29 protein-coding genes are annotated in these 26,352 nt (G+C 46.9%); all 29 read left to right on the top strand.

Annotation, left to right across the window (positions count from 1 at the left end; genetic code table 11):
- Nucleotides 1-62 precede the first annotated feature (62 nt).
- A complete protein-coding gene (locus Q0R37_RS03315; protein WP_294751170.1) occupies nucleotides 63-1,121 on the top strand; it encodes a sugar ABC transporter permease in 1,059 nt (352 codons plus the stop codon).
- On the top strand, nucleotides 1,118-2,017 hold the full coding sequence (locus tag Q0R37_RS03310) for a carbohydrate ABC transporter permease (RefSeq protein WP_294751167.1): 900 nt from the start codon (nucleotides 1,118-1,120) through the stop codon (nucleotides 2,015-2,017). Before Q0R37_RS03315 ends, Q0R37_RS03310 begins: the two co-directional genes overlap by 4 nt.
- Nucleotides 2,018-2,129: 112 nt before the next feature.
- Complete coding sequence (locus tag Q0R37_RS03305; RefSeq protein WP_294751164.1) at nucleotides 2,130-3,047, top strand: hypothetical protein; 918 nt, start codon at nucleotides 2,130-2,132, stop codon at nucleotides 3,045-3,047.
- Nucleotides 3,037-3,540 (top strand): stage III sporulation protein AB, encoded by a 504-nt coding sequence (locus Q0R37_RS03300; protein ID WP_294751161.1) that lies wholly within the window; start codon nucleotides 3,037-3,039, stop codon nucleotides 3,538-3,540. Before Q0R37_RS03305 ends, Q0R37_RS03300 begins: the two co-directional genes overlap by 11 nt.
- Nucleotides 3,541-3,549: 9 nt before the next feature.
- A complete protein-coding gene (gene spoIIIAC, locus Q0R37_RS03295; protein WP_294751158.1) occupies nucleotides 3,550-3,747 on the top strand; it encodes a stage III sporulation protein AC in 198 nt (65 codons plus the stop codon).
- A 41-nt stretch (nucleotides 3,748-3,788) separates the two neighbouring features.
- On the top strand, nucleotides 3,789-4,130 hold the full coding sequence (locus Q0R37_RS03290) for a SpoIIIAC/SpoIIIAD family protein (protein WP_294751155.1): 342 nt from the start codon (nucleotides 3,789-3,791) through the stop codon (nucleotides 4,128-4,130).
- Between the two features lie 7 nt (nucleotides 4,131-4,137).
- Nucleotides 4,138-5,226 (top strand): hypothetical protein, encoded by a 1,089-nt coding sequence (locus tag Q0R37_RS03285; protein ID WP_294751152.1) that lies wholly within the window; start codon nucleotides 4,138-4,140, stop codon nucleotides 5,224-5,226.
- Nucleotides 5,216-5,701 carry a hypothetical protein gene (locus Q0R37_RS03280; RefSeq protein ID WP_294751149.1) on the top strand — a complete coding sequence of 162 codons (486 nt, stop codon included), beginning with the start codon at nucleotides 5,216-5,218 and terminating at the stop codon, nucleotides 5,699-5,701. Before Q0R37_RS03285 ends, Q0R37_RS03280 begins: the two co-directional genes overlap by 11 nt.
- Nucleotides 5,679-6,206, top strand: a complete 528-nt coding sequence (locus tag Q0R37_RS03275; protein WP_294751147.1) for a hypothetical protein — start codon at nucleotides 5,679-5,681, stop codon at nucleotides 6,204-6,206. Before Q0R37_RS03280 ends, Q0R37_RS03275 begins: the two co-directional genes overlap by 23 nt.
- 12 nt (nucleotides 6,207-6,218) lie before the next feature.
- Entirely contained in the window at nucleotides 6,219-6,770 is a 552-nt protein-coding gene (locus tag Q0R37_RS03270; RefSeq protein ID WP_294751145.1) for a SpoIIIAH-like family protein, read from the top strand.
- A 99-nt stretch (nucleotides 6,771-6,869) separates the two neighbouring features.
- On the top strand, nucleotides 6,870-7,211 hold the full coding sequence (locus Q0R37_RS03265; RefSeq protein WP_294751142.1) for an Asp23/Gls24 family envelope stress response protein: 342 nt from the start codon (nucleotides 6,870-6,872) through the stop codon (nucleotides 7,209-7,211).
- A complete protein-coding gene (locus tag Q0R37_RS03260; RefSeq protein WP_294751138.1) occupies nucleotides 7,208-7,672 on the top strand; it encodes a GNAT family N-acetyltransferase in 465 nt (154 codons plus the stop codon). Before Q0R37_RS03265 ends, Q0R37_RS03260 begins: the two co-directional genes overlap by 4 nt.
- Entirely contained in the window at nucleotides 7,659-8,075 is a 417-nt protein-coding gene (gene nusB / locus Q0R37_RS03255; protein ID WP_294751136.1) for a transcription antitermination factor NusB, read from the top strand. The genes Q0R37_RS03260 and nusB overlap by 14 nt, the downstream gene beginning before the upstream one ends.
- Entirely contained in the window at nucleotides 8,068-9,024 is a 957-nt protein-coding gene (locus Q0R37_RS03250; protein ID WP_294751132.1) for a peptidase M22, read from the top strand. Before nusB ends, Q0R37_RS03250 begins: the two co-directional genes overlap by 8 nt.
- Nucleotides 9,015-10,205 (top strand): exodeoxyribonuclease VII large subunit, encoded by a 1,191-nt coding sequence (xseA, locus tag Q0R37_RS03245; RefSeq protein ID WP_294751129.1) that lies wholly within the window; start codon nucleotides 9,015-9,017, stop codon nucleotides 10,203-10,205. Before Q0R37_RS03250 ends, xseA begins: the two co-directional genes overlap by 10 nt.
- Before the next feature lie 4 nt (nucleotides 10,206-10,209).
- On the top strand, nucleotides 10,210-10,410 hold the full coding sequence (gene xseB, locus Q0R37_RS03240; protein ID WP_294751126.1) for an exodeoxyribonuclease VII small subunit: 201 nt from the start codon (nucleotides 10,210-10,212) through the stop codon (nucleotides 10,408-10,410).
- On the top strand, nucleotides 10,403-11,293 hold the full coding sequence (locus tag Q0R37_RS03235) for a polyprenyl synthetase family protein (RefSeq protein ID WP_294751123.1): 891 nt from the start codon (nucleotides 10,403-10,405) through the stop codon (nucleotides 11,291-11,293). Before xseB ends, Q0R37_RS03235 begins: the two co-directional genes overlap by 8 nt.
- A gap of 56 nt (nucleotides 11,294-11,349) precedes the next feature.
- Nucleotides 11,350-13,230, top strand: coding sequence for a 1-deoxy-D-xylulose-5-phosphate synthase (gene dxs / locus Q0R37_RS03230; RefSeq protein ID WP_366517393.1), 1,881 nt, complete (start codon nucleotides 11,350-11,352; stop codon nucleotides 13,228-13,230).
- A complete protein-coding gene (locus tag Q0R37_RS03225) occupies nucleotides 13,217-14,002 on the top strand; it encodes a TlyA family RNA methyltransferase (RefSeq protein WP_294751116.1) in 786 nt (261 codons plus the stop codon). The genes dxs and Q0R37_RS03225 overlap by 14 nt, the downstream gene beginning before the upstream one ends.
- Nucleotides 14,003-14,013: 11 nt before the next feature.
- Nucleotides 14,014-14,868 carry an NAD(+)/NADH kinase gene (locus Q0R37_RS03220; RefSeq protein ID WP_294751113.1) on the top strand — a complete coding sequence of 285 codons (855 nt, stop codon included), beginning with the start codon at nucleotides 14,014-14,016 and terminating at the stop codon, nucleotides 14,866-14,868.
- Nucleotides 14,869-14,884: 16 nt separating this feature from the next.
- Nucleotides 14,885-15,328 carry an arginine repressor gene (argR, locus tag Q0R37_RS03215; RefSeq protein WP_294751110.1) on the top strand — a complete coding sequence of 148 codons (444 nt, stop codon included), beginning with the start codon at nucleotides 14,885-14,887 and terminating at the stop codon, nucleotides 15,326-15,328.
- A 9-nt stretch (nucleotides 15,329-15,337) separates the two neighbouring features.
- Nucleotides 15,338-16,999 carry a DNA repair protein RecN gene (recN, locus tag Q0R37_RS03210; protein WP_294751107.1) on the top strand — a complete coding sequence of 554 codons (1,662 nt, stop codon included), beginning with the start codon at nucleotides 15,338-15,340 and terminating at the stop codon, nucleotides 16,997-16,999.
- A gap of 13 nt (nucleotides 17,000-17,012) precedes the next feature.
- The gene (locus Q0R37_RS03205; RefSeq protein ID WP_294751105.1) at nucleotides 17,013-17,552 is read left to right on the top strand and encodes a histidine phosphatase family protein; all 540 of its coding nucleotides are present in this window, start codon (nucleotides 17,013-17,015) and stop codon (nucleotides 17,550-17,552) included.
- A 14-nt stretch (nucleotides 17,553-17,566) separates the two neighbouring features.
- The gene (locus Q0R37_RS03200) at nucleotides 17,567-19,537 is read left to right on the top strand and encodes a beta-galactosidase (protein WP_294751102.1); all 1,971 of its coding nucleotides are present in this window, start codon (nucleotides 17,567-17,569) and stop codon (nucleotides 19,535-19,537) included.
- Nucleotides 19,538-19,543: 6 nt separating this feature from the next.
- A complete protein-coding gene (gene dtd / locus Q0R37_RS03195; protein ID WP_294751099.1) occupies nucleotides 19,544-19,978 on the top strand; it encodes a D-aminoacyl-tRNA deacylase in 435 nt (144 codons plus the stop codon).
- Between the two features lie 98 nt (nucleotides 19,979-20,076).
- Nucleotides 20,077-21,708, top strand: coding sequence for a penicillin-binding protein 2 (locus tag Q0R37_RS03190; RefSeq protein ID WP_294751096.1), 1,632 nt, complete (start codon nucleotides 20,077-20,079; stop codon nucleotides 21,706-21,708).
- Between the two features lie 55 nt (nucleotides 21,709-21,763).
- Nucleotides 21,764-24,334 (top strand): TetM/TetW/TetO/TetS family tetracycline resistance ribosomal protection protein, encoded by a 2,571-nt coding sequence (locus Q0R37_RS03185; protein WP_294751092.1) that lies wholly within the window; start codon nucleotides 21,764-21,766, stop codon nucleotides 24,332-24,334.
- A gap of 229 nt (nucleotides 24,335-24,563) precedes the next feature.
- Nucleotides 24,564-25,961 (top strand): pyruvate carboxylase subunit B, encoded by a 1,398-nt coding sequence (locus tag Q0R37_RS03180; protein ID WP_294751089.1) that lies wholly within the window; start codon nucleotides 24,564-24,566, stop codon nucleotides 25,959-25,961.
- A gap of 12 nt (nucleotides 25,962-25,973) precedes the next feature.
- Nucleotides 25,974-26,352: OadG family transporter subunit (locus Q0R37_RS03175; protein ID WP_294751086.1), on the top strand; the 379-nt coding region annotated here is incomplete at its 3' end.

Raw genomic sequence — 26,352 nt, 5'->3', positions numbered from 1 at the left:
CGGAATACTCAGGTATTCCGTAGGTCTATATTTATTTATACTAATTCGAGAGGGTGTGTTTTATGTCATCTAACGCGCATAGACGTATAAAGTCTGTAAGCTACGCTAAGTATGGCTATTACTTTATTTTACCGTTTTTTCTTGTTTATTTCTTTTTCCAGTTATGGCCGCTCATAAATACCTTTCTTGTAAGCTTTCACGGCAACGGCAAGGATGTCGCTCAGTGGATAGGCTTACAGAATTATAAGGATATTCTTTTTGGCGGTGAGGGACGTAAAGTCCGTGTTATCCACGAGAGCTTCTTCAGGTGTCTCGGCAACACTTTCATTCTGTGGATAGGCAACTTTATACCACAGCTTGCTCTTTCGCTTTCGCTGGCTGTATGGTTTACGGAAGCTCAGTTAAAGATCCCCGGAAAGGGCTTCTTTAAGGTAGTAATGTATCTTCCGAATATCATTACTGCTGCTTCTGTAGCTGTTCTTTTCCTTCAGCTCTGCGGACAGTCGGAAACAAACCCGGGTGCAATAAACCTCCTGCTTTACAAGCTCGGTATCGTCAAGAGGGACGTTATCGGCGCAGGACTGTACAGCACTGTAAAGTTTGTTGAGGGCAAGTGGCAGTCACGTATCGTTATTATGTTTATTCAGACATGGATGTGGTTCGGTAATACGATGATCATGCTCATGTCAGGTATCCAGGGCATCAATCCTTCACTGTTCGAGGCTGCAAGCATCGACGGTGCAAGCTCGGGACAGGTGTTCAGAAAGATCACTCTGCCTCTTCTGACTCCTATCATGGCATATACACTTATCACTTCCATGATCGGCGGTCTCCAGATGTTCGATATCCCGTTCCTTTATAATAAGGACCTTAATGTAAGAGATCATATCAAGACGGTCGCCGTTATGATCTTCCAGTACTTCCATGCACAATCCAATGAGAACAAAATGGGTTATGCAGGTGCTGCTTCCGTACTTCTGTTCTTCGTAACTCTTGCGCTCGGACTTATCGCGTTCTATATGACACGAGACAAGGACGAGATCGCCAAGAAGAAAATGCGTAAGAAGGCTGCTAAAGAAGCCAGACAGGAAAACAGGCAGTTTGGAGGTATAAGATTATGAGCAATAATATGAAATCTGTCTACGGCAAGGCTAAGGACAGCTATGCACTCAAGATCAAGCTGAAGTCCACAATACTTTTTCTGTGGTTCCTTTTTCTGACGATAATCTGTTTGCTTCCTATTTATATACTTGTTATTAATGCCACACGTTCACATCAGGCTATTTCAACAGGTATCAGCTTTGTACCGAGTACATATCTGAAATCAAATCTTGATAAGGTGCTTAACGAGCCTGCTTTCAAGTTTGCTTTCAATATTTTCCATGGTTATAAGAACAGCTTGTTCATCACCTGCTGTTCCACATTCCTTACAGTATTCTTTTCAGCGCTTACTGCTTACGGAATACATGTTTACGATTTCAAACTCAAGGAAGTATCCTACACAGTGATTCTCCTTGTTATGATGGTGCCTATGCAGGTAACAGCTGCCGGTTTTGTAAAGTTTATGGCAGACCTTAAGCTTACAAATACATACTGGCCTTTGATAATCCCGTCTGTTGCAGCTCCTGCGGTAGTATACTTCATGAGGTCATACATGAAGTCATCATTCCCGCTGGATATCGTTGAAGCAGCGCGTATAGACGGATGCAGTGAGTTCAGGACTTTCTTATCTATTGCAATTCCTATGATGAAACCCGCTATAGCAGTTCAGGCTATATTCGCTTTCATCGCAAGCTGGAACAACTTCTATAATGCTAACATGATCCTTATCAATGTACCTCTTAAGAAGAAGACACTTCCTATGATGGTGGCTTCTCTTCAGTCATCTGATAAGTTCAGCGATTACGGAACGATCTATCTGGCGATCGCACTTTCTATTATTCCGATCATAATTGCATATGTAGCTCTTTCAAGATTTATCATTGCGGGTGTTGCACTCGGCGGTGTAAAGGAATGAGTTCGGAAAACAGCACACAATATGTGTGCTGTTTTTTTATGGGCGCTTCAGCGCCCTTTTTTGTTCTATCAAGGCTTTCACGGACATAATATTAAGTAAAGGAGTGATGAAAATGAATGACAGTACAAGCTATAAGACCGTACTGAGCTATCTGCCCGAAAAGATACGCGGACTTATGTCTGCTCTGCATGAGAGAGAGCTTAGTTGTCTTACAGAGATCAGGATGCGTGCAGGCGGACCTGTTTATATGGTTTATCCTGACAGGATAAGATTCCTGCAAAAGGACGGAAGTCTGTCTGAAAAATATACTGAAGAAGCTTATCTTGTCGGTACAGGAGCTGTAAAAGAAACAGTCGAAAGATTATGTCATTTTTCTGTCCACAGCTGTAAAAAGCAGCTCGAAGAGGGATATTTTATGCTCGAAAACGCAGTTAGAGTCGGAATTTCGGGAGTATATTCCTCTGCGGAAAGACCTGTGCTCTATGAATTTGCATCTCTGAATTTTCGTATCCCGAGATGTGTAAAAGGCTGTGCGGACGAGCTTTTTGCGGAAACTTTCGATCAAAACATCATTATCTGCGGCAGTGTAAATTCGGGAAAGACAACAGTTCTCAGAGAGCTTTGCAGATTAACGGGAAGCTGCCGAAAGACAGCATTGATAGACGAGAGGAACGAGGTAGCTGGTCTGTTCGGCGGTGAGCCGCAGAACGATATCGGAGCTATGACCGATCTGATAGTAAATCTCAGCCGTGCAGAAGGTATAATGTCCGCTGTCAGGACTTTATCTCCCGAGGTCATTTTCTGCGACGAGATATCCTCAACAGAAGACTCGGAAGCAATACTGAACGGTATCGGCTGCGGTGTCAGATTTGCAGTCACGGCTCACGGCGAAAACTATAATGACCTGATGAAAAGAAAAGACATTGCATTTCTTGTAAACAGCGGTCTGTTTGACTGTATCGCGTTTCTTGAGGGAGCTTCTGCACCCTCAGAGATCAGGGAAATAAAGAGGCTGAGAAATGTTCATTAGGGCGTTGGCAGTCATATCAATAATACTGTGCGGAGCTTTCTGCGGACTTAACAGCTCGGAAAATCTCAGAAAAAGAACTGAGATATGCCGTGAGATCGAAAAAATGCTTCGGATATGCGAGCTTTATATACGAGGCTGTGAGACCGATGTTTATGGAATAGCAGCAAAGCTCAGGGAGGCCGACCTTAATATGCTGACTTTTCTTGGTGAGCTTCCGCAAAGCTATGGAGAAAGCGCGGATTTCCATGATGAATGGCGTGGATCCGTATTGAAAAGCCGCGGATTTGCCGCGGAAGAGCGTGAGCTTATCATAGAGATAGGCTCTTCTCTCGGAACTACCGATACAGAGGGGCAGCTGAAGGCTTTGTCTTTCTATCGTGAAAGAGCAAAGGCTCTTTATGAACAGAGAAATGCGGAATATACTGCAAAGGGCAGGCTTTACAGAAGTCTCGGACTGCTTGCGGGGGTAACTGCTGCAATAATGGTGATTTGAGGATAGGAAATGAACATAGATCTGATTTTTAAGATAGCGGGTACAGGTATAATCGTAGCTGTCCTCAATCTTGTTCTGAAACGTGCGGAACGCGAAGAACAGGCAATGATGACAACACTTGCAGGGCTCATCGTTGTTCTGATAATCATTGTTGATGAGATAGGCGACCTGTTCGACAGAGTAAAAACTGTATTCGGGCTATGGTAGGAAATTGCTTAACAGTCGGAGCTTTCTGCGTCGGGGGAGCTTTGCTGTCGCTGCTGCTCAGGCAGTACTGCTCGGAGCATTCACTCCTTCTTTCGCTGGCAGTATGCTCTGTAATATTCACAGGAGCTGTGATAATGCTTGAATATCCTGTATCAGAGATAAGGGATATATTTTTAACGGCAGGCATCCCTGAAAGCTACATTTCATCAATGTTCAAGGCTCTTGCGATATGCTGCATCACGCATATATCAGGGGAGCTTTGCAGGGACAGCGGCGAAGCTGCCATGGGGGCGGCTGCCGAACTATGGGGACGGGCAGCGGTAGTTGTGATAAGTCTGCCGATAGTCAGAGGCTTTATCGGACTGATAGACAAGCTTATATAGGTGAGAAATGGAAAGGATAGCAAAAATATTATTTATAGCTTTGCTGGTATTCAGCTTCTGCGTCGAAACGAAGGTGTACGCACTTGATAGCAGCACAGAGGAAAGCTACAGCGAAGAACTTGACGAGGTACTGAGCGATTACGGTATAGGATTAAGCTCTGAGGAGATAAATGAAGCTACATTTGGCGGAATTGCGGAAAAAGTTGCTGAAAGATCGGGAGTCTCAAAAGAGAATGTTATCAGTATGCTTGGAACGCTGATGATCGTGACTGTCATTTCGGCTGTGCTTAAAAATACAGGCAAAGGGATACTGGATTCTTCCTCCGAGGTATACAGCGCCGTATGTACGATCACGGCTGCGTCGGTGATAGCACCTCCTGTTTTCAAAGCTTTTTCCTGTACTCTTGAAGCTGTTAAGCTCAGCGGCAGCTTCATTACGGCATTTATACCGGTATTCGCAGGAATAACGGCAGTTTCGGGCGGTATTGCTTCGGCAGGAGTTTATGATATTGCTGTGCTTGCAGCATCGGAGCTCATATTGCAGCTCTCGGGCAGCTTTCTTATGCCGCTGCTGTCGGCTTCTGCAATGCTTTCGGTCACGGGAAGCGTATTCACGGGTCAGGACCTGAGCGGTATAGTTCAGCTTATCAGGAAAACGGTAACATGGCTGCTTACAGCTTCAATGCTGCTTTTTACTGGATTTGTCACGCTGAAATGCACTTTGGCGGGAAAGGCAGACGGAGCGGCATCAAAAACGGTGCGTTTTATGATCTCGGGACTTGTTCCCGTGGTCGGCGGAGCTGTCAACGACGCATATTCCACAGTACGCAGCAGCCTTGATGTTATACGCGGTACTGTTGGGACAGCCGGTTGTTTTGCCATAATACTCATATTGCTTCCGCCTGTGGTACAGATAATGATATTCCGTCTTGTGATGTGGATAGGCTCTGCTTCTGCGGAGCTTCTTGGCGAGGGATCAATGTCAAAGCTGCTGAGATCATTTGACTCCGCTCTGTCAGTAGCTCAGAGCGTGCTTATATGCTACGGAGTGATGTTTATTCTGTGTACGGCAGTACTTATGAGGAATGGGGGGTGATGATACGGATGATCTTATTGAATCGGTAAGGAGCGTGTGCTATGTTTCCGCAGGGATATATCTTCTAAGGCTCATTACAGACGGTACAAGGCTGAAGGCTCAGGCTGCATTTATCCTTAAGCTTGTTTTCGCAGTTGTGTTTGCATCGGCTGTTATAAAGGGCTGCAGGGAATTCAGTCTCCCCGAGATCGGCGGATATGAGGTATCGGATTACAGCGCGGCAGCTGAAGTTTACCGAAACGAGGTAGCACATAAGGCGGCGGACAATATTTCTGATATCCTGTATTCACAGCTTAAGGCAGCAGGGATAGACATAAAAGAAATAAAGACAGAGGTTAATATTTCAGAGGACGGCAGCATAGATATTAGTAGAGTCATTATCAGTTCAGCAGATCCTGCGGCGGCTGAGGAGCTTATCCGCAAAAGTCTCGGACAGGAAACGGAGGTCATAAATGGAACTGATCGAAAAAGCTAAAGAGCTTGTAAAGAAAAGGAACTGGGCTGTATTTATGACCGTTTGCGGTATCGCGGGACTGCTTCTGATAATGATATCGGCGGTTCTGCCTGATAAGGCTGCGGAAGTAAATACCGAAAGAGATCTCACTCAGAAGCTGAGCGATGTGCAGGATTACTGCATGAGGACCGAAAAAAGCCTTGAGGATTTTCTCGGAAGGATAGACGGAGCAGGAGAGGTAAAGGCTTATATCACAGCAGAAAGCAGCGAACGATACGTATACGCCACTGAGGGCAGACGCAGCATTGCGGAAAATAAAACGGAGGAGGAAGAAAAATATGTTATGATAGGGAGCGGGAGCGAAAAAAAAGCTCTTATAGAATCCGTAAAGATCCCGAAAATAACGGGAGCAGTTATACTATGCAGCGGCGGTGACAGTGCAGCGGTCAGAGAAAAGCTGTACAGTGCCGTATCAGCGGCGCTTGATCTTCCGACTGCACATATTTATGTCACAAAACTCAGATAAAGGAGAATTATTATGAAAAAACCATCTATTATAATAGGAAAGAAACAGATAATCATGACTTGCCTGACGCTTATGCTTGCGGTAGCCGTATATATAAACTACGCAACAGCTCCCGAGCTTGGCAGGGAAAACGGTTCGGCAGTATTTCACGATAGAGCTGATGATGTGAAATACGGTGAGACAGAGTTCGTGAATGCGGAAGCCGAGCCGATGGCAGGAGATTATTTTGCTCAGGCAAGGCTCGACAAAATGAAAGACCGCGATGAAGCAGTGCAGACGCTTCAGACCATGATAGGCGGCGGTGATGTTACCAAGGACGAGGCAATTGTGAACGCTCTTGATGCGGTACAGGTATCAAAGCTAATCGAAAGCGAAGGAACTATCGAATCATTGATAAAAGCTCAGGGATTTCAGGACTGCGTAGCCTATCTTGACGGGGAAAACGCTAAGGTAGTCGTAAAGACGGAAGGGCTCGACAAGGCACAGGCAGCTTTCATAAAAGAGATAATTCTCGGCGAAACATCGGTCGCCGCAGAAAATATCAGAATTTTTGAGGTGAAATAGTTGAATTGAGAATAATTATTTGGTATAATATAATAGTAAGGGTGTATGCGATGTTTTGATTAAAAGATACACTCAAATATGTTCCGACGGAGGTCCGCTATGGAAGTTGAAGATATGAAGCCTCAGGTTTCAAGCAAGCTTAAAGTGTCAGAAGACGTTATAATCGCTATAGCCAGGATCGCAGCCCTTGATGTAAAGGGAGTTGCGGGACTTGGCGGAGAAGTTGGCAAGATGAGCAAGCTGAGAAAGAACGGTCCCATTAAAATAAGCATGATGGGCGATGTTGCGGCTGTTGATATGAGGATAATCATAAAGAGCGGCGAAAAGGCGTGCAATATAGCACAGGAAGTCCAGACAGCAGTAAAGGAGAACGTCCAGAATATGACAGGCGTTCCTGTAGCAAGAGTCAACGTAACAGTCAGCGGCGTTGTATTTGAATGATAAGACGATACATACCGTCCGACCTGAAAATGGCTGCCGAGGTATTCCGCGCAGCCTTTGCTGCTGAGCCGTGGAACGAGGAATGGTCCCTTGAGCTTGCCGAGACCAGAATAAAGGAGCTTATGTCAGCTCCGCAGTCCATAGGCTATGTGTCCGAGGAGAACGGCGTCATACAGGCTGTACTCTGCGGAAGAAAGCTCACATATCTCCACGGTGTGGAATACGTCATAGACGAGTTCTGCGTATCGCCTGATATCCAGCAAAGCGGCATTGGTACAGCTGTGCTTGACTATGCAAGGAAAGACCTTGCCTGTGAGAATATTGCTGCAATGGCACTTCTGACAGGCAGGGGCAAGCCGAGTGAAAGATTTTATATAAAAAACGGATTCAAAGGGATAGACGATATGATATTCATGTACTGTTTCTTTGAAAAAAAGGAGAGTATAAATGACCAGACGTGAAATAAGAGACAGCGCATTCAAGCTGGTTTTCGAGCAGCTTCTGCGCGATGATGATATAAATGAGCTGTATGAGATAGCTGAGGAGATAGACGAGATAACCGTGAACGATGAGGTCAAGAAAATCGTTGAAGGAACACTCGAACACGCCGAGGAGATTGACGGAATAATCTCAAAATACAGCAGATCAAGAAGTATATCGAGAATATCAAAGCTCAATCTTGCCATTCTCCGCATAGCTATGTTTGAGTCGCTCTATGATGACAACACTCCCATGAATGCGGCTATAAGCGAGGCGATAAAGCTTTCCATGATGTATACCTATCAGGAGGATACCGCCTTTATCAACGGCGTTCTCGGAGCTTTTTCAAGGGATTCTCAGAAGGAAGAAAAAGAAAATGCCTGAATTCCTCGGTATTGACACGAGTAACTATACTACTTCGGCGGCTGTTTATGTAAGTGAGGAAAACAAAGTATATCAGTGCAAAAAGCTCCTTCCTGTAAAAGAGGGAGAGCTCGGGCTTCGTCAGAGCGACGCGGTTTTTCATCACACGAAACAGCTCCCCGATATGATAGAGCAGCTTTTTGGTGAAAACAGCCTTGATATGCCAAAAGTCGTTACGGCTTCTGCAAGGCCCCGCAGCATTGACGGCTCATATATGCCGTGTTTTCTGTGCGGCGAAGGCTTTGCACGTTCATATGCGGCTGTGACGGGAGCAAGGCTTTACTCGACCTCTCATCAGGTGGGACATATCCTTGCAGCGCTGTATTCAGCTGACAGGCTTGAACTTGTGAAGGAGCGCTTCATAGCCTTTCATGTCAGCGGTGGGACTACCGACTGTCTGCTTTGCGAGCCTGATGCGGATAGCATTATGAAAATAACGGAGGTCGGAACTTCCCTTGACCTAAAGGCGGGACAGGCTGTTGACCGCACAGGCCTTATGCTTGGACTTCATTTCCCCTGCGGTGCAGAGCTTGAAAAGCTTGCGGTAAATGCAGATAGGAGCTTTAAGGTAAGACCTGTTCTGAAAGACGGCAGCTGCTGTCTTTCGGGAGTCGAGAATAAATGCGGTTTAATGCTTAAAAACGGTGAAAAGCCTGAGAATATCGCAAGGTATTGCCTTGATTTCATAGCAGAGACGATAATTGCCATGACAGCTCATGCAGAGGACAGGTTCGGCGAGCTGCCGCTCATTTTTGCAGGCGGAGTAATGTCGGACGTTATAATACGCGACAGTATTATTTCCCGTTTTCCGTCAGCAGGCTTTGCCGAGCCGCAGTATTCCTGCGACAACGCGGCAGGAGTGGCTATATACGGATATTTGAAGAGTACAGGAGAAAAAGGATGCCTGTAATTACAGTTACACAGATAAACAGATACATCGGTTCTATATTGAAAAATGACAGAAATATTCAGTGCGTAATGGTGCGCGGAGAGATATCCGATTATGTGAAGCATTTCCGCAGCGGCCATGTATATTTTACCCTTAAGGACAGTGAAAGCGCCCTTAAGGCGGTAATGTTCGCAGGCTCGGCTTCACGCCTGAAATTCGAGCCTGAGGACGGTATGTCCGTTATCGTATCGGGAAGTATAGGAGTTTACGAGCGTGACGGAGCTTATCAGCTCTACGTCAATGATATAATCCCCGAAGGAGCAGGTGCGGCAGGCGCTGCCCTTGAACAGCTGAAAAAGAAGCTTCGGAAAGAAGGAATATTCGATACTGCTCATAAAAGACCTATCCCTGCTATGCCAAAGAAGATAGGCGCGGTCACTTCGCTGAACGGAGCGGCGGTGCGCGATATCATAAATGTCCTTTCGCGTCGGTATCCGCTTGGCGAGGTATATGCGGTAAATGCGCTGGTGCAGGGGGAAGGCGCTGCGGAGTCGGTATGCAGGGGCATACTCAGGGCAGAAGCGGCAGGCTGTGACGTTATAATCGTGGGCAGAGGCGGAGGTTCAAGCGAGGACCTCAGTGTTTTCAATACCGAAAAGGTAGCTTATGCCATATATAACTGCAATGTGCCTGTTATATCTGCTGTTGGCCACGAGACAGATTTTACCATAGCGGATCTTGCAGCTGACCTCAGGGCTCCCACGCCTTCGGCAGCGGCAGAGCTTGCAGCTCCCGATGCAGCACTGCTCTATGAGAAGATATCTGTTCTGGAGCGTCGCTTGGAAAAAGCAGCATCATTGAGTTTTGACAAGGCAGCCGATCGGTTCACAGCGCTTAATGCAAGGCTTCTTTCTCAGTCGCCCGAAAAGCGACTCAAGCTTACGGATGAGCGGCTCTCAGCCCTCGAAAAGCGCAGTGAAACAGCGCTTTTAAGATATATGGACAGGCTTGAACACAGCCTTGCGGAAAAAGCAGCAAGACTTGACAGCCTGAGTCCGCTAAAAGTGCTTTCGCGCGGTTATTCCCTTGTATACAAGGGCGAAAAGCTGCTGAACTCTTCGGAGAGCATCAGTGCGGGCGACAGTATCAGGATAACATTCGGCAGCGGCGGTGCTGAAGCCGAGATCAAAGATAAATGGTGATAAAATGAAGGAAAAAGCTACATTTGAAGAAAACATGACCGAGCTCGGCAGGATTGTTTCGGAGCTTGAAAAAGGTGATATCCCTCTTGAAAAGGCAGTACAGCTGTACGGAGACGGAGTAAAGCTCACGGCGGCTTGCAGAAAACAGCTCGACAAGGCAAGGATAAAGATAACAGAGGACGGCGGAGAAACGGAAAATGAGTGATTTTAATGAAAAGTTCGGCGAATATATAAAGTTCACAGAGGATAACCTCAGAAGATACAATGCACATTCGGATACCATGAAGGCACAGAAAAATCTTATCGACGCAATGAATTATTCCCTTGAAGCAGGCGGAAAAAGGATACGACCCGTGCTTGTTTATGCCTTCTGCAGCGCTCTCGGCGGCGACTACAGGAAGGCCTGTGCGCCTGCGGCAGCTATTGAGATGATACATACATTTTCTCTCATACATGACGATCTTCCTGCAATGGACAATGATGACTTCCGCCGCGGAAAGCCGTCGTGCCATAAGGCTTTCGGAGAGGCTATGGCAATACTTGCGGGTGACGCACTGTCAGTTCTTCCCTTTGAGATAATTGCAAATGCTGACGAACTCAGCAGTGAGCAGAAAGTAAAAATGATCTCATGTCTTGCAAAGGCTGTGGGCAGGGAAGGAATGATAGGCGGTCAGGTCATCGACATGGAAAATGAGGAGCGCAGCGACGTTGATGAGGCTAATCTACGTAATATGTACAGGCATAAAACCGGACAGCTCATTGCTGTTTCATGTATGATGGGCTGCATATGTGCGGGAGCTGACGATGAAAAAATTCGTGCGGCAGCAGATTACGGCTTTAAGCTGGGACTTGCCTTCCAGATAATAGACGATATACTCGATGTTACGAGCACCACTGAGGAGCTCGGAAAGCCTGTGGGCAGTGACGAAGAGGAGAACAAGACCACTTTCGTAACTCTTTACGGAGTCGAAAAGGCACAGGAGATCGCAAATGCTGTAACGGACGAAGCACTGAGCTGTCTTAAGGTATTCGGAAATGACGGGTTCCTTACCGAGCTTACCGAGATGCTTCTGAAAAGAAAGAATTAAAATAAGGAGCTGCGGACGCTGTTCCGCATTCGTAAAAAATGAAGGACAATACAAGTATGAATGAAAAGGTCAGACTTGAGGAGCTTCAGCTCCCGCAGGACCTGAAAAAGCTTTCTCTCTCCCAGTGTTCCGTTCTCTGTAAGGAGATCCGAAATATACTTATCTCCACTGTGTCAAAGACAGGCGGACATCTTGCTTCAAATCTCGGTGTCGTAGAGCTTACAATGGCTCTGCACCGTAATTTCAATTCTCCCGAGGATAAGATAGTATGGGACGTGGGGCATCAGTCCTACACACATAAGATACTTACCGGCAGGCTTGAACAGTTTTCCACGCTTCGTCAGGAGGGCGGCATCTCAGGATTTCCAAAGCCCGAGGAATCACCTCATGATACGTTCATCAGCGGTCACAGCAGCACATCTGTTTCCGTAGCCTGCGGCATAGCCGAGGCAATGAAGCTCCAGGGCAAGGATAATTATGCAGTAGCTGTTATTGGCGACGGTGCAATGACGGGCGGTATGTTCTATGAAGCTATCAACAACTGCGGAAGAGATAAGAGCAGCAATCTTATAGTTATCCTTAACGATAATAATATGTCTATTTCCAAGAGCGTAGGTTCTCTTTCAAAGTATCTTACATCACTTAGAAATACAGAGAAGTACCTCAATACAAAGCGCGCCGTTGAGCGCGGACTTGGCAAGATCCCGCTTGTGGGAACAAGTGTTGCAAAGGGAATAAAGAATGTCAAGGACTCCGTAAAGTCAAACATTCTCGAGCAGAGCACCATGTTTGAGGATTTGGGATTTATTTACCTCGGACCCGTGAACGGACACAGCCTCTCCGAGCTCGAGGAAGTATTCCATATGGCGAAAACCTATCATCAGCCCGTATTTATCCATGTTAAGACCATAAAGGGCAAGGGCTACCGTCCTGCCGAGGAGAACCCAGGCGAATACCACGGTATCTCCAAATTTGATATTGCCACGGGAAATCCCGAGGTCGCTGCTGCTGACAGCTTTTCTACTGTTTTCGGCAAGGAGCTCGTAAAGCTTGCCGACAAAAATGAAAAGATATGCGCCATTACAGCGGCTATGAAGTACGGTACAGGTCTGCAGTTCTTCCATTTCAAGTACCCAGACAGGTTCTTTGATGTCGGTATTGCCGAGCAGCACGCAGTTACCTTTGCGGGCGGACTTGCATCAATGGGGATGATACCTGTTTTTGCTGTATATTCCACTTTTTTGCAGCGTTCATACGATCAGCTCGTTCATGATGTGGCTATAGGAAAGCTCCACGTTGTCCTCGGAGTTGACCGTGCAGGCATTGTGGGCGAGGACGGTGAAACTCATCAGGGACTGCTCGACGTTCCTATGCTGACGTCCATACCGAACACTGTAGTTTATTCGCCCTCATGCTATATGGAACTGAAAATGTGCATGAGAAAGGCCATAAATGAAGATAAAGGACTTGCTGCCGTGCGATATCCCCGCGGCGCGGAAAAGGTGGAATTCGATCAGTCCGATATCACCGAGGACTGGCTTTTCAAGCAGGTCTGCGGCAGCGAAACTCTTATTATCACATACGGCAGGCTTTATAATAATGCTTTCAAGGCTCAGAAAAAGCTTATGAAAGAGGGCATAAACTGCGATATACTCAAGCTTACAAGGATACACCCCCTCGACAGTGAGCTTGGCGAGAAGATCATACAGTACAAGCGTATCGTCTTTTTTGAAGAGTCTATGGGTGAAGGAAGCATTTCCGAAAAGGTGGGCGATATGCTTTCTGAGCTTGGATACTGCGGAGATTACAGCAGAGTGACTGCGGACGGATTTGTAAAGCAGGCCTCCGTAAGGTCATGTCTTGAAAAGCTTGGATTGACAAGCGGTAAAATGGTATCATATATTATGGACAGGAGCAGGAACGATGCCGAGGCTTGACAGCGAGCTCGTAGCAAGAGGGCTTGCAAGAAGCCGTGAACGTGCCAAGGAAATGATAAATTCAGGCAGTATATCGGTCAACGGCAGAACGGCAAAAAAGCCCTCCGACGAGGTAACGGCGACGGATGAGATAGTTTCCTGTGAACAGGATGTATTTGTGGGCAGGGGCGCTCTGAAACTGGAAAAGGCAGCGGAGGAATTCGGACTCGATCTCAGCGGTAAGGTATGCCTTGATATAGGTGCTTCAACAGGCGGCTTTACCGATCTGATGCTCCAGCGCGGAGCTGAGAGGGTATATGCTGTTGATGTCGGTCACGGACAGCTTGCGGAAAAGCTGCGGAGCGATCCCCGTGTCGTTAATATGGAGGGGACTGATATCCGGGAGCTCACTGCGGAGGATACCGGTGGAAAGGCTGATTTTATCTCGGTGGACGTTTCATTCATATCTCTCACAAAGATACTGCCGAAGGTCTATGAGCTCCTTGCGGAGGGCGCATCGGCAGCAGTGCTGATAAAACCGCAGTTTGAAGCGGGCCGGAGCGATGTGGGCAAGCGCGGCATAGTAAAGGACAGAAAAGTGCATCTGCGTGTGCTTACAGAGATAGACAGCTTTGCACGGTCAATAGGTTTTGTGACGGAAAAATACACATATTCACCCGTGCGCGGCGGCAGCGGCAATATTGAATACCTTGTGAAGCTGCGTAAAACAGCGGGAGAGTCTGTGATACATGATTTTAAGGAGCTTGTTGACAGCTCATTCAGTAAACTTTAAGGAGTGCGTTTATGAAGGCAGCATTGTACCCTAATTTTCAGAAGCCCAATGCGCTCAGCTGCGCCCGTGAAGCCTGCGATGTGCTTGCGGATTGCGGGATAGAGGTAACGGTAAGCGAGATATTCAGGAATGATTTTGCGGATAAGCCTCATATAAAGTTCGAGGATATCAAGGAATCGGCAAAAACAGCGGACGTAGTCCTTGCCATAGGCGGCGACGGAACTATCCTGCGCTGTGCAAAGCTTCTTATCGGCAGTGATACAAAGCTGCTCGGAATAAATACGGGAACTCTCGGTTTTATGGCAGGACTTGAAGCCGACCAGCTTGACAAGCTCAGCCTGCTGACTACGGGAGAGTTCGAAATATCCCAGCGTATGACACTTGATGTGGTATATCACAGTGAGGAGGGCGATATAACGGCTGCGGTACTTAATGAAGTATCCGCCCGCTCGGGAAGCTTCCGCATATGTGATTTTGAAGTATACTCCGATGATTACCTTGTGGGAAGATACAGAGCCGACGGAGTGCTTTTCAGTACGCCCTCGGGGTCTACGGCATATGCCCTGTCGGCAGGCGGCCCTGTTATAGAGCCCGACCTTGAATGTATCGAGATGACGCTGATATGCCCCCATTCACTGTTTTCAAGGGCGACGCTCTTTTCTCCGGGAAGAAAGCTTCGTCTGGCTGATACAACAGTCCGTGATGACAGTATGGTCATAAATGTTGACGGAGAGCATTTCATAAGTCTGAGAAAAGGCGACAGTATAGAGATATGCCGCGGAAAGAACGATATAAACTTTATAGATATCATCGGCAATTCCTTCCACGAGTCTCTATGCAAGAAAATGTGCAAGCCAATAAAGTAAGGAGTGCGGTCCAATAATGAAAAATCGCAGACACGAAGCAATACTTGAAATAATAACCGAACAGCCTGTTGCTACTCAGGAACTCCTTATCAAGCTGCTTGCGGAAAAGGGCATCAAGACTACGCAGGCAACCCTTTCGCGTGATATACAGCAGCTCTCGCTTGTAAAGCAGAGGGACGAGCACGGAGTCTACCGCTATTCACTTCCTGCAGCGGCAGTAGCTGAGAAGTCACTGTTTGAAGAAGCTGTCGTTTCGGTGGACTATGCAATGAACACCATAGTACTGAAATGCCGTGCAGGCATGGCTCAGGGTACCTGCGCCGCCATAGACTCTGTCGAGCATGAGGGCATAGTGGGTACTATAGCAGGTGATGATACGATATTCATACTTGTCCGCAGTGAAGCAGACGCAAAGAAGCTCTCAAAGAAATTCCGCAGCGAGCTTTTTCCGAGGAGGTAACAGCTCAGAATGTTAAAGGAAATATACATACGCAATCTTGCTGTTATAAGGGAAGCGGTCATACCTTTCAATGAAAAACTCAATATATTCACAGGTGAGACAGGTGCGGGAAAATCCATACTTATCAATGGTATAAACGCAGTTCTCGGACAGCGCTGCACAAAGGACATAGTACGTACGGGCTGTGACAAGGCAGAGATAACGGCTCTGTTTACAGAGCTTTCCCATGAAGTCTGCGAAAAGCTTGATGAACTCGGCATCTCCCATGACGGAGGAGAAATAACCGTCACAAGGGAGATAAGCGCTGACGGCGGAAGTGTTTCACGCATCAATCAGAGGACGGCTCCCGTTTCGCTTCTGAAGGAAATAGGCGGGATGCTTATAAATATCCACGGACAGCATGATAATCAGATATTGCTTGACAGTGAGAAGCATTTGCAGATACTTGATGATTTCGGCGGTGACGACAGGCTTCTGAACGAATACAGAATTAGCTTCCGTGAGCTTCAGCAGACTGCACGGAGACTGGGAGAGCTCAAAAAGCTGGAGCAGTCCCGCGTGGAGAGAAGTGTTTATCTTAACGGTATCATAGACGACATCGGTGAGCTCGAGCTGCGCGAGGGCGAGGACGAAGAGCTTGAAAAGGAATATGAAGCTGCAAAGAACTCCGAAAAGGCCATAATTGCCATAAAAAATGCAGTGAATGCCATTACGGGCGAGGAAGCCGCAAATGATATGATAGTTTCCGCAGAAACGGAGATAGCAGGGTATACCGAACAGAATTCACAGCTGAATGCTGTTTACGAGAGGCTTTCTGCGGCTGAGATAGAGCTTTCAGACATAGCCTCCGAGCTTGAAGCTCTTGCCGACAAGGTAGAGCTGGACGGACAGCGCCTTGAATACCTCGCCGCCCGTCTTAACGGTATCAATAAGCTCAAGCGCAAATACGCGGCAGATTGCAGCGGACTTATAAAGCTTTATGATGATGCCTGCCGTGAGATAATACAGTTTGAGAGCTCGGACAGTGAGATAAAGGAGCTTGCGGCAAAGCGCGAGGAGCTCCTTCACAAGGTCACAGAGCAGGCAAAGGCGCTTTACGAGTATCGTGAAAAGGTGGCAGAGCGCTTTACCGAGCGCGTTACCGCCGAGCTGGAATTCCTGAATATGGAGGGCGTAATAATAGAAGTACGCCATGAAAAGGGGAAACTGACCGTAAACGGAATGGATTCCGCAGAATTCCTTATTTCCGCCAACAAAGGAGAAGAGCCGAAGCCAATATCAAAGATCGCGTCGGGAGGCGAGCTATCAAGGATAATGCTTGCGCTCAAAAGCGTAATAGCTGACAAGGACTCTATACCTACCATGATATTTGACGAGATAGATACGGGAGTCAGCGGAAAAGCTGCTCAGAAGATCGGTATAAAGCTGCGTGAGATAGGAAAAGTGCGTCAGGTGATATGCGTTACTCATCTCTCACAGATAGCCGTTATGGCGGACAATCATCTGCTTATTGAAAAGCATATCGTTGATGACCGCACCGAGACACACATTATGCAGCTCGGCATGGACGGAAGAGTTTCCGAGATAGCGCGTATCATGGGCGGTGACGATCCAAGCGCACTCATGCTTGACAACGCCCGTGCGGAGATAGAAAAGGCAGCCGTGCTGTAATGGAGGCATTGATTTGAAGATATACATGACCAGACATGGTCAGACAGAATATAACAAGAAGGAGATCATTCTCGGAACGACGGACGTTCTCCTTGACGGTACAGGTGAGATGCAGGCAGAGGAGCTTGCAAAAAAGGTGGCTGATATAGGAAATATCGACATAATGATCGTATCTCCCATGAAGCGCACCATGCAGACAGCAGGCATAGTTGTGGAAAAATGCGGTATCGAGCTTGTTGCCGATGAAAGGCTCAGAGAGTGGGATTACGGCGGTTTTGAAGGGAAGTCCCGTTTCACTGAGGGCTTTGCGGAAAACAAAGTGAATTTCGGCGTCAGAATGGGGAAAAACGGTGAATCGCTGCTTCAGCTCGCACACAGAGTTTATTCGGCGCTTGACGATATTATTGAAAAGTATCATGACAAAACGGTGCTTATAGTGACTCACGGCGGAGTCTGCCGTGTTATAGAGACATATTTCAATGATATGACAACAGAAAGCTTTTCAAACTGGTTTATGGACAACTGCGGACTTATTGAATACGATACCGACTGACAGGAGGGGATATCATGAGAATAGGCGTTGACTATTATCCCGAACAATGGGACAGATCCATGTGGCAGGCAGATTCTGATCTGATGGCAAAAACAGGAGTAAAGCTCGTAAGGCTCGGGGAGTTTTCATGGTCTCGCCTCGAACCTCGTGACGGACAGTTCGATTTTCAGTGGCTCGATGAAGCCATAAGCACTTTTTCGCGCCATGCTATCGGCATTGTTCTCTGTATTCCCACAAACTGTCCTCCGCTATGGATGTATGAGACCTATCCCGATATCATACAAGCGGGACCTGACGGTGAGCGCATACAGACAGGCATAAGGGGACACAGATGTATAAATGCACCCATGTTCCTTTACTATGCAAAGCGCATAACAGAGGAAATGGCAAGGCGTTATGCCAATAATCCCGCTATTGCCGCATGGCAGATCGACAATGAGATAGAAGCCTATCCCTGTACCTGTGAAGCCTGCCGCGGACAGTTCAGAGACTGGCTCATAGATAAGCATGACACTCTTGAGAATATCAACGCTGCCTTCGGAAACAGTGTATGGAGCGGCGAGTACAGCGATATTTCACAGATAAAGCCTCCGACTGCTTATCCGAAGAACTGGCAGAATCCTGCACTATGCCTTGAATTCGGCAGGTTTGCTTCGGATTCGGCAGCCAAATTCGTAAACGATATGTCTCAGATAATAAAGCGTGAAAATCCGAGGGCTAAGGTCACCGCAAATATATGCTTCAGCGCAAATCAGCCCGATTTTTATAGACTTTTTGAATGTCTGGACTTTGCTTCCTTCGACAATTATCCGCCGATAATCATTCCCGAAGAGGGCAGAAAAACGTCCTCCAATGCCTTTGAGCTTGATATGATACGCGGTTTCAAGCAGAAGAATTTCTGGATAATGGAGCAGCTCAGCGGTGCAACGGGAAGCTGGACATATATGTCTCCGACTCCGAGACCGGGTCAGATAAAGGGTTATGCTATGCAGGCTATGGCTCACGGAGCTGATACCGTCATGTTCTTCCGCTGGAGGACTGCCAATAAGGGGGCTGAGATGTTCTGGCACGGACTCATAGATCACAGCAATGTCCCGTCACGCAGATTCACGGAGTTTGCCGACCTTTGCCGAACTGCCCAGAAGCTGAGCGTTATAGAGACAACGGAGCTCGTATCAGAGGTAGCTGTGCTGTATTCCCCCGATTCTCACCTTGCATTCGGGATACAGCCTCAGACCGAAGGCTTTGACTATATCAGCCAGCTTAAAAGCTTCCATGCTGCCTTTGCACGCTGCGGAGTAAATGTTGATGTTATCCATCCCACAGCAGATCTTACAAAGTACAAAGCCGTGATCGCTCCCGCTATGTATATTTACGAAAAAGATGCGGCTGAAAATATCTATCGCTACGTAATAAAGGGCGGAACTGTGGTCATGACTGCTCGAAGCGGCGTTAAGGATCAGTTCAACAACTGTATATTGGAGCCGCTGCCAACGGTCTACAGGGAGATCATCGGAGCCGAGGTAAAGGAGTACGACCCCATCGGCAGCCACGAACAGACTATAAAGGACTTTGCGGGAAATAAATTCAAATGCAGACAGTGGTGCGATATACTTGAACTCACTACAGCCCGTGCCTATGCCGAATACGCAGACAGCTTCTACAGCGGCAGTCCTGCGGTAAGCATGAACCGCTATTGCAGCGGAGTTGCCTATTATATCGGAACTGTGTGCGATCAGGAGTTTTACGAAAGCTTTGCGGGAAATATCATGAAGCAGACAGGTATCCCACGTCTTAAGGATCTTCCGAGGGGAGTAGAGGTCACTACCCGCACAAACGGACTTGACGATTATGTTTTCTTCTTCAATAATTCCGACAAGGAAGCCGATATCGTGCTTCCGAAAGCAATGTACAGCATAATAGACGGCGGCGACAGGGAAAAGTTCACACTAAAGCCGTATGACATGGAAATTGTCAGAAAGTAGGTATAAATGAGGATAGTTTTACAGCGCGTGACTTCCGCAAGCGTTAAAGTTGACGGTGAAGTCGTTGGAAGCATCGGAACAGGCTTTCTGCTCCTTTTCGGAGTCGGACACGAGGACACGGAGGAGGACTGCCGCAGACTGGCGGACAAAATATCGGGACTCAGGATCTTTTCCGATGAAAACGATAAGATAAATCTTGATCTTGATGCTGTGGGAGGTTCACTGCTTGTAGTGCCGCAGTTCACGCTGTATGCTGACTGCCGCAAGGGAAACCGTCCTAACTTCATACAGGCTGCAAAGCCTGAGAAAGCCAATGAGCTTTACGAGTATTTTGTCGGTTATCTCCGCAGCAAGGGCAGGCACGTTGAAACAGGCTCGTTCGGTGCGGATATGAAGGTAGAGCTTCTCAATGACGGTCCTTTTACAGTCATACTTGAATAAAACAGCAGGTCTGAGTATTTCTCAGACCTGTTTTGCTGTGTGGAAATAAAAGTGTATAAATCAAATATTACCGTCAAAACTTCATATGAGGTGATGATATGGTAAGGAAACGCGGCGAAAACGGCGTTATTATACTGACAGCACTGTTTTTTGCGGTGTTTGTAATACTTATTTTCAGATATTACAGCATAGCGTGGCAGCAGAAATATGTTTCGACAGCTCAGCTTGAGCATACATTCACTATAGAGGTCGGGAGGACACAGGGGACGATATACGACCGTGATCTGAGACCTGTCATAAACGCTGAGACAGAATTTCGTGCAGTTGCTGTACCTTCACTGCTTGACTGTGAAAAGACAGCTGAGTATGCACTTGACAGGGATAGCTTTTATAAGGAATTCGATAAGGGAAAGCCATTCGTATTCGAGTGCAGTGACAAAGCGCTCGAATCCGACGGACTGACTATCTTTGAAGTTCCCGTCCGCTATTCGGAGGAGCAGAGGGCACAGCATATAGTAGGATACCTTTCCGAGGAAAGAGGAGCTGACGGCATAGAGTATGCTTATGATTCCATACTGAGAAACAATTTTCCCGTAAACAGCGTTTCGTATGATACAGACGGCTTCGGGCGCATATTGAAAGGCAGCAGGAAAGAAGTAATTCGTACAAAATCATATAAAAGCGGAGTCGTGCTTACTATAGACAATGATATACAGGATATATGCGAAAAATGCGGAAGCGGTATAGAGACTGGAGCAATCGTCTGCGCTGATATAAGGAATGGAGATATCCTTGCAATGGCAAGCTTTCCCGACTATGATCCCGAAAATATCGAGGAAGCGCTGAAGGACGAAATGAGCCCGCTGATAAACCGTGCTCTTTATTCATACAGTGTAGGTTCGGTTTTCAAGCTTGTAACAGCAGCTGCTGCTCTTGAACAGGGAGCGGGAGGCCATATGTATGACTGCTGCGGGAACATTGACGTTGAAGGAAGAGTTTTCAACTGCCATAAGCTTGACGGTCATGGTCTGCAGGATATGCCGCAGGCTATGACGAACTCCTGCAATACCTATTTCATAGATCTTGCGCGTTGTCTCGATATTAAGGAGTACAGGCGCATGGCGGCGTATATCGGCTTTGGGAAGGAAGTTCATCTCTGCTCGGGTATAATAGGCTCGGGCGGAGTGCTTCCCAGTGAAAAAGAGCTTTCAGTACCTGCCGAGCTTGCTAATTTCTCATTCGGGCAGGGAAAGGTCACGGCAACACCGCTCCAGATCACTCAGCTGACCTGTGCTGTGGCGAACAAGGGTAAAATGCCGATACTCAGGCTGATAAAAGGACTTACCCCCGACGGGGAGAAGCCTGTTGTTGAAAAGAGTCCGCTGATATCCGAGGTAATGAGCGAGAAAACTGCTGAAAAGATATGCGGTATGATGGTGCTTGCTGTAAGCGAGAACAAGAATTCAAAAGCGAAGAGCCGCCTTGTGAGCATTGGCGCAAAGACCTCAACAGCTCAGACGGGGCATTACAGCGATAACGGAGAGGAGCTTTGCCATGCGTGGATAACCGGCTTTTTCCCTGAGAACGATCCAAAATATGCGGTCACGGTCCTTATTGAGAACGGCGGATACGGAAATGATGCGGCAGCTCCCGTGTTCAGAGAGATTGCAGAAAAAATAACGGTTCTCGGCAAAAAGAGAGATAATTCCGAAAAAACTGAACGCATATAGACAAAAATAAAAATTTATGCTACAATATATCTATCTTGCGAGCGGGGTGAAAAGGATGAAAAATATTACTGTAGGAATAACTGCACACGTGGATTCTGGAAAGACCACACTTGCCGAAGCGATACTGTATAAAACCGGAGCTATACGCAGCCTCGGAAGAGTTGATAACGGTAATTCGGCACTTGATACCGATTCTATAGAGCGTGAACGGGGAATAACCATTTTTGCTTCACAGGCTGAATTCACAGTGGGCGATGTCCGTTTCACTTTGCTCGATACTCCGGGACACGTTGATTTTTCATCCGAGACCGAGAGGACTATGTGCGTGCTGGACTACGCCATACTTGTTATCAGCGGAACGGACGGAGTCCAGAGCCATACCCATACATTATGGAAGCTTTTGCAGAAGTATGAAGTCCCTGTTTTTATTTTCGTGAATAAAATGGATCTGATAGGCGCAGATAAAAGCTCGATTATCGGTAAGCTCCAAAGCAGATTATCGCCGAACTGCGTGGATTTTTCGGGAGATATAAACGATATCGCCGAAAATTCGGCTTCATGCTCGGAAGCTCTGATGGAAAAGTTCCTTTCCGATGAAGTGTTAAGCTCCGAGGATATTGCGAAAGCTGTAAGAAACAGGGAGATATTCCCTTGCTTTTTCGGTTCCGCGCTCAAAACAGAGGGCGTAGAAGAGTTTATCTCCGTTCTGTGCGAATATACCTCCGAACCGCAGCGAGGAGACAAATTCGGAGCAAAGGTCTATAAAATATCCTATGACTCCAAGGGGACCCGTCTTACTCATATGAAGATCATGGGCGGACAGCTCAATATGCGTGATGAGCTGTCGTATATCGACACTGACGGAAACGAAAAAAACGAAAAGATAAGCTCGATAAGGTTCTATACAGGCGAAAAGTTCAGAAATGCGGAAACTTCATATGCAGGGGAGGTCTGTGCTGTAACAGGTCTTTCGGATACCTTTGCGGGGCAGGGAATAGGATATATAAAAAATTCTGACAGAGCTTATATAGAGCCTGTCATGACATACCGTGCGATGATCCCCGATGAGAAGAACGTCTATGATGCTCTGAAGGATATGCGACGTCTTGAGGACGAGGATCCGCAGCTCCATATAGTATGGAACGAGCAGAACAGGGAAATACATATTCAGCTTATGGGAGCTGTACAGCTTGAAGTGCTTACAAGGAAAATAGACGAAAAGTTCGGATATCATGTGGAGTTCAGCGACGGAGCGGTCGCTTACAGGGAGACGATACGTTTTCCTGTGGAGGGCGTCGGACACTATGAACCCCTGCGGCATTATGCTGAAGCTCATATCCTGCTCGAACCGCTTCCTGTTGGCAGCGGACTGGTATATGATACGGTATGCTCCGAGGATAAGCTTGACAGGAACTGGCAGAGGCTTATCCTGACACATCTGGCAGAGAAAACGCATATCGGCGTTCTGACAGGCTCGCCAATAACCGATATGAAGCTGACTCTTGTGGCGGGAAAGGCACATCTCAAGCACACTGAGGGCGGTGATTTCAGACAGGCGACCTATCGTGCTGTAAGGCAGGGGCTGAGAACTGCGGAATCAGTGCTTCTTGAGCCTTATTATGAATATGAGCTTGAAGTCCCTTCCGAAAATGTGGGACGGGCACTTGCCGATCTGCAATATATGTCGGCAGAGTTCGGAAATCCCGAGACTGTTGGGGGAATGTCTGTCATAAAAGGGACTGCACCTGTTTCCGAGCTCAATAATTATCAGAAGGAAGTTATCGCGTATACCCGCGGCAGGGGACATATCTCACTGAATACCTGCGGCTACAGGGAGTGCCATAATGCTGAAAAGGTAATAGCGGAAACGGGCTACGACTGTGACAGTGATATCGAGAACAGCGCAGATTCCATATTCTGTTCTCACGGTGCAGGCTACAATGTCAAGTGGAACGAAGTATACGAGCATATGCACCTTCCGTTTGCGGCTCGGAATGATGAAAGTGATGATGATGCGGAGCAAAAGGCTATTAAAGTATCAAAATACATTGAAAAAGCTGTGAGTGACGAGGAGCTTATGGCTATCTTCGAGATGACATATGGGAAAATAAACCGTGAGTCTAACCGTGCATTCAAAAAGACAAAGGCTGTGAACATAGAGGACAAAAATATAAGACTTCCGAAATATGAAGGACCTGATTATCTCATTGTTGACGGCTACAATATCATTTTCTCATGGGATGATCTGAAAAAGATAGCCGAAGATAATCTTGACGCCGCAAGGGGAGAGCTCATCCACAGGATGTGCAACTATCAGGGCTATGCAGGCTGTGAGCTCATACTCGTATTTGACGCATATAAGGTCAAGGGCAGGCACCGTGATGTTGAGAAGTACTGCAATATAAACATAGTCTATACTAAGGAATCCGAAACTGCTGATACATATATAGAAAGAGTGACTCATACTCTTTCAAAAAATCACAGAGTGCGTGTTGCCACCTCAGACGGCGTTGAGCAGATGATAATCCTCGGAAACGGAGCAATGAGGATATCGGCTTCGGAATTCAGAAAAAGGTGGCTGGCGGCAGAGACCGCAATTAAAGAGTATATCGACTCTATGAAATAGCAAAAAAAGACTTGCATAACGCAGGTCTTTTTGTTTTATCTTTGCTGTAATTTGTTTAATATAAAAAATAAATATAAAATTTGGAAAAATACTGGAAATTTCAATTTCAATATGATATAATTAGTTTTGATTGGATTTTTTGCAGGACTGCAGCGATCCATGTTCCCTTTGCGGGAAACAATGTATATTTTATCTGCTATGCAGATTTATTTTTTGAGGAGGCTTGTACATGAAAAAAGTGCAACTGACAGAAACCGTTTTGCGTGACGCCAATCAGTCGCTGATGGCTACACGTCTTCCGTATTCGGATTATGAGGGTATCCTCTCCGATATGGACAAGGCAGGCTACTACTCCATTGAATGCTGGGGCGGAGCTACATTCGATTCATGCCTGCGTTACCTTGGCGAAGATCCATGGGAGAGACTTCGCAATCTCAGAAAGAATCTTCCGAACAGCAGACTTCAGATGCTTCTCAGAGGTCAGAACCTTCTGGGATATAAGCATTACCATGACGATGTAGTTGAGAAGTTCATCGAGCTCTCAATAAAGAACGGTATCGACGTGATCCGTATTTTCGACGCTCTCAATGATTTCAGGAATATTGAGACAGCTCTTAACGCTACCAAGAAGTACGCAACGGAAAAGACCATCGCTTCGGGATGTATATCTTATACACAGAGCCCGGTACATACAGTTGAAAAGTACATCGAGATGTGCAAGGAGCTCAAGACTATGGGCTTTGATACTATCTGTCTCAAAGATATGGCAGGTACTATGTCTCCTTATGAAGCAGAACACCTTATCAAGGGCATCAAGGATGCTATCGGAGATATGACCCTCATTCTCCATACTCACTGTACAACAGGCATGGCGTATATGACTCTCACAAAGGCTATAGAGTCAGGCATCGACGTTATCGACTGCGCTACATCATGCTTCTCGGGCGGTACTTCACAGCCTTCAACAGAGACTATGTACTATGCACTCAGTCAGTATGGCATAGACAGCGGTCTTAACGAAGAGATAATCAATAAGGTAAACGATTACTTCAAGCCTATCAAGCAGAAGTACATCGACAACGGACAGCTCAATCCGAAGAGCCTTGCTACAGACGCTCAGGCACTTGTATACAAAGTTCCCGGCGGTATGCTTTCAAATATGATCGCAAATCTGACTGATATGCACGCAATGGACAAATTTGACGCTGCTCTTGCAGAGATACCGAAGGTAAGAGCCGATATGGGCTATCCTCCGCTTGTTACACCTCTTTCGCAGATGGTCGGCAATCAGGCTGTAACAAATGTTCTCGTCGGCGAAAGATACAAGAATATCTCCAAGGAGATAAAGAACTACATCAAGGGCGAGTACGGCAATCCTCCCGCACCTATTGCACAGGAGCTCGTTGAAAAGGTTCTCGGAGACAGCGAGGCAGTAGACTGCCGTATCGAGGATCAGAAGCGCACAGGAGAGGAATTCACGGCAGCAAGAGAAGCACTCGGCGACCTCTGCCGCAGTGAAGAGGATGTAATGAGCTACATCTGCTATCCCGACCAGACTCTTAAATTCCTCAAAGAGCGCAAAGCCAAGGAAGAAAACGAAGCTGTTTATACTATCGAGGCAATGTAAGGAGGAAGAATTATGTTTGATAATGCTGTTCTTTCTGCCGCTGCCGAAGGAGTAAAGGATATGACTATCGGCGACGCTGCAATAACGGCTGTTTTCGGTTATGCCGTAGTTTTTGCGGGACTTGTCTGCCTTATGATAGTTCTTTACTGCACAGGCGCTTACTTCAAGTCGAAAAATGCCAAGGAAGAAGCCGCAAAGAAGGCGGCTGCCGAAGTAAAGGCTGCACCTGCTGCTGCCGAAGTAAAGGCAGAGCTTCCTCTTGCACCGGGCTCGGCAGGTCATGTAAAGCTCTTTGACGTTCCTGACAAGGAAGCTGCAATGATAATGGCTATAGTAGCCGACAAAATGCAGAAGCCGCTCAATGAGCTGCACTTTATTTCCATTAAGGAGG

This window comes from uncultured Ruminococcus sp. (assembly GCF_946415235.1).
Lineage (GTDB): Bacteria > Bacillota > Clostridia > Oscillospirales > Ruminococcaceae > Ruminococcus.
Note: the sequence above shows the minus strand (reverse complement) of the source record. Positions and strands in the feature narration are given on the sequence as shown.

Coding starts and splice junctions, on each gene's coding strand:
- Q0R37_RS03300 (WP_294751161.1), top strand. CDS start 3,037: ATGTTCATTAGGGCGTTGGCAGTCATATCAATAATACTGTGCGGAGCT.
- Q0R37_RS03190 (WP_294751096.1), top strand. CDS start 20,077: ATGGTAAGGAAACGCGGCGAAAACGGCGTTATTATACTGACAGCACTG.
- xseB (WP_294751126.1), top strand. CDS start 10,210: ATGAAGGAAAAAGCTACATTTGAAGAAAACATGACCGAGCTCGGCAGG.
- Q0R37_RS03250 (WP_294751132.1), top strand. CDS start 8,068: ATGCCTGAATTCCTCGGTATTGACACGAGTAACTATACTACTTCGGCG.
- dxs (WP_366517393.1), top strand. CDS start 11,350: ATGAATGAAAAGGTCAGACTTGAGGAGCTTCAGCTCCCGCAGGACCTG.
- xseA (WP_294751129.1), top strand. CDS start 9,015: ATGCCTGTAATTACAGTTACACAGATAAACAGATACATCGGTTCTATA.
- Q0R37_RS03180 (WP_294751089.1), top strand. CDS start 24,564: ATGAAAAAAGTGCAACTGACAGAAACCGTTTTGCGTGACGCCAATCAG.
- Q0R37_RS03275 (WP_294751147.1), top strand. CDS start 5,679: ATGGAACTGATCGAAAAAGCTAAAGAGCTTGTAAAGAAAAGGAACTGG.
- Q0R37_RS03225 (WP_294751116.1), top strand. CDS start 13,217: ATGCCGAGGCTTGACAGCGAGCTCGTAGCAAGAGGGCTTGCAAGAAGC.
- Q0R37_RS03310 (WP_294751167.1), top strand. CDS start 1,118: ATGAGCAATAATATGAAATCTGTCTACGGCAAGGCTAAGGACAGCTAT.
- spoIIIAC (WP_294751158.1), top strand. CDS start 3,550: ATGAACATAGATCTGATTTTTAAGATAGCGGGTACAGGTATAATCGTA.
- Q0R37_RS03280 (WP_294751149.1), top strand. CDS start 5,216: ATGGGGGGTGATGATACGGATGATCTTATTGAATCGGTAAGGAGCGTG.
- dtd (WP_294751099.1), top strand. CDS start 19,544: ATGAGGATAGTTTTACAGCGCGTGACTTCCGCAAGCGTTAAAGTTGAC.
- Q0R37_RS03235 (WP_294751123.1), top strand. CDS start 10,403: ATGAGTGATTTTAATGAAAAGTTCGGCGAATATATAAAGTTCACAGAG.
- Q0R37_RS03220 (WP_294751113.1), top strand. CDS start 14,014: ATGAAGGCAGCATTGTACCCTAATTTTCAGAAGCCCAATGCGCTCAGC.
- nusB (WP_294751136.1), top strand. CDS start 7,659: ATGACCAGACGTGAAATAAGAGACAGCGCATTCAAGCTGGTTTTCGAG.
- Q0R37_RS03200 (WP_294751102.1), top strand. CDS start 17,567: ATGAGAATAGGCGTTGACTATTATCCCGAACAATGGGACAGATCCATG.
- recN (WP_294751107.1), top strand. CDS start 15,338: ATGTTAAAGGAAATATACATACGCAATCTTGCTGTTATAAGGGAAGCG.
- Q0R37_RS03260 (WP_294751138.1), top strand. CDS start 7,208: ATGATAAGACGATACATACCGTCCGACCTGAAAATGGCTGCCGAGGTA.
- argR (WP_294751110.1), top strand. CDS start 14,885: ATGAAAAATCGCAGACACGAAGCAATACTTGAAATAATAACCGAACAG.
- Q0R37_RS03305 (WP_294751164.1), top strand. CDS start 2,130: ATGAATGACAGTACAAGCTATAAGACCGTACTGAGCTATCTGCCCGAA.
- Q0R37_RS03265 (WP_294751142.1), top strand. CDS start 6,870: ATGGAAGTTGAAGATATGAAGCCTCAGGTTTCAAGCAAGCTTAAAGTG.
- Q0R37_RS03315 (WP_294751170.1), top strand. CDS start 63: ATGTCATCTAACGCGCATAGACGTATAAAGTCTGTAAGCTACGCTAAG.
- Q0R37_RS03285 (WP_294751152.1), top strand. CDS start 4,138: ATGGAAAGGATAGCAAAAATATTATTTATAGCTTTGCTGGTATTCAGC.
- Q0R37_RS03270 (WP_294751145.1), top strand. CDS start 6,219: ATGAAAAAACCATCTATTATAATAGGAAAGAAACAGATAATCATGACT.
- Q0R37_RS03185 (WP_294751092.1), top strand. CDS start 21,764: ATGAAAAATATTACTGTAGGAATAACTGCACACGTGGATTCTGGAAAG.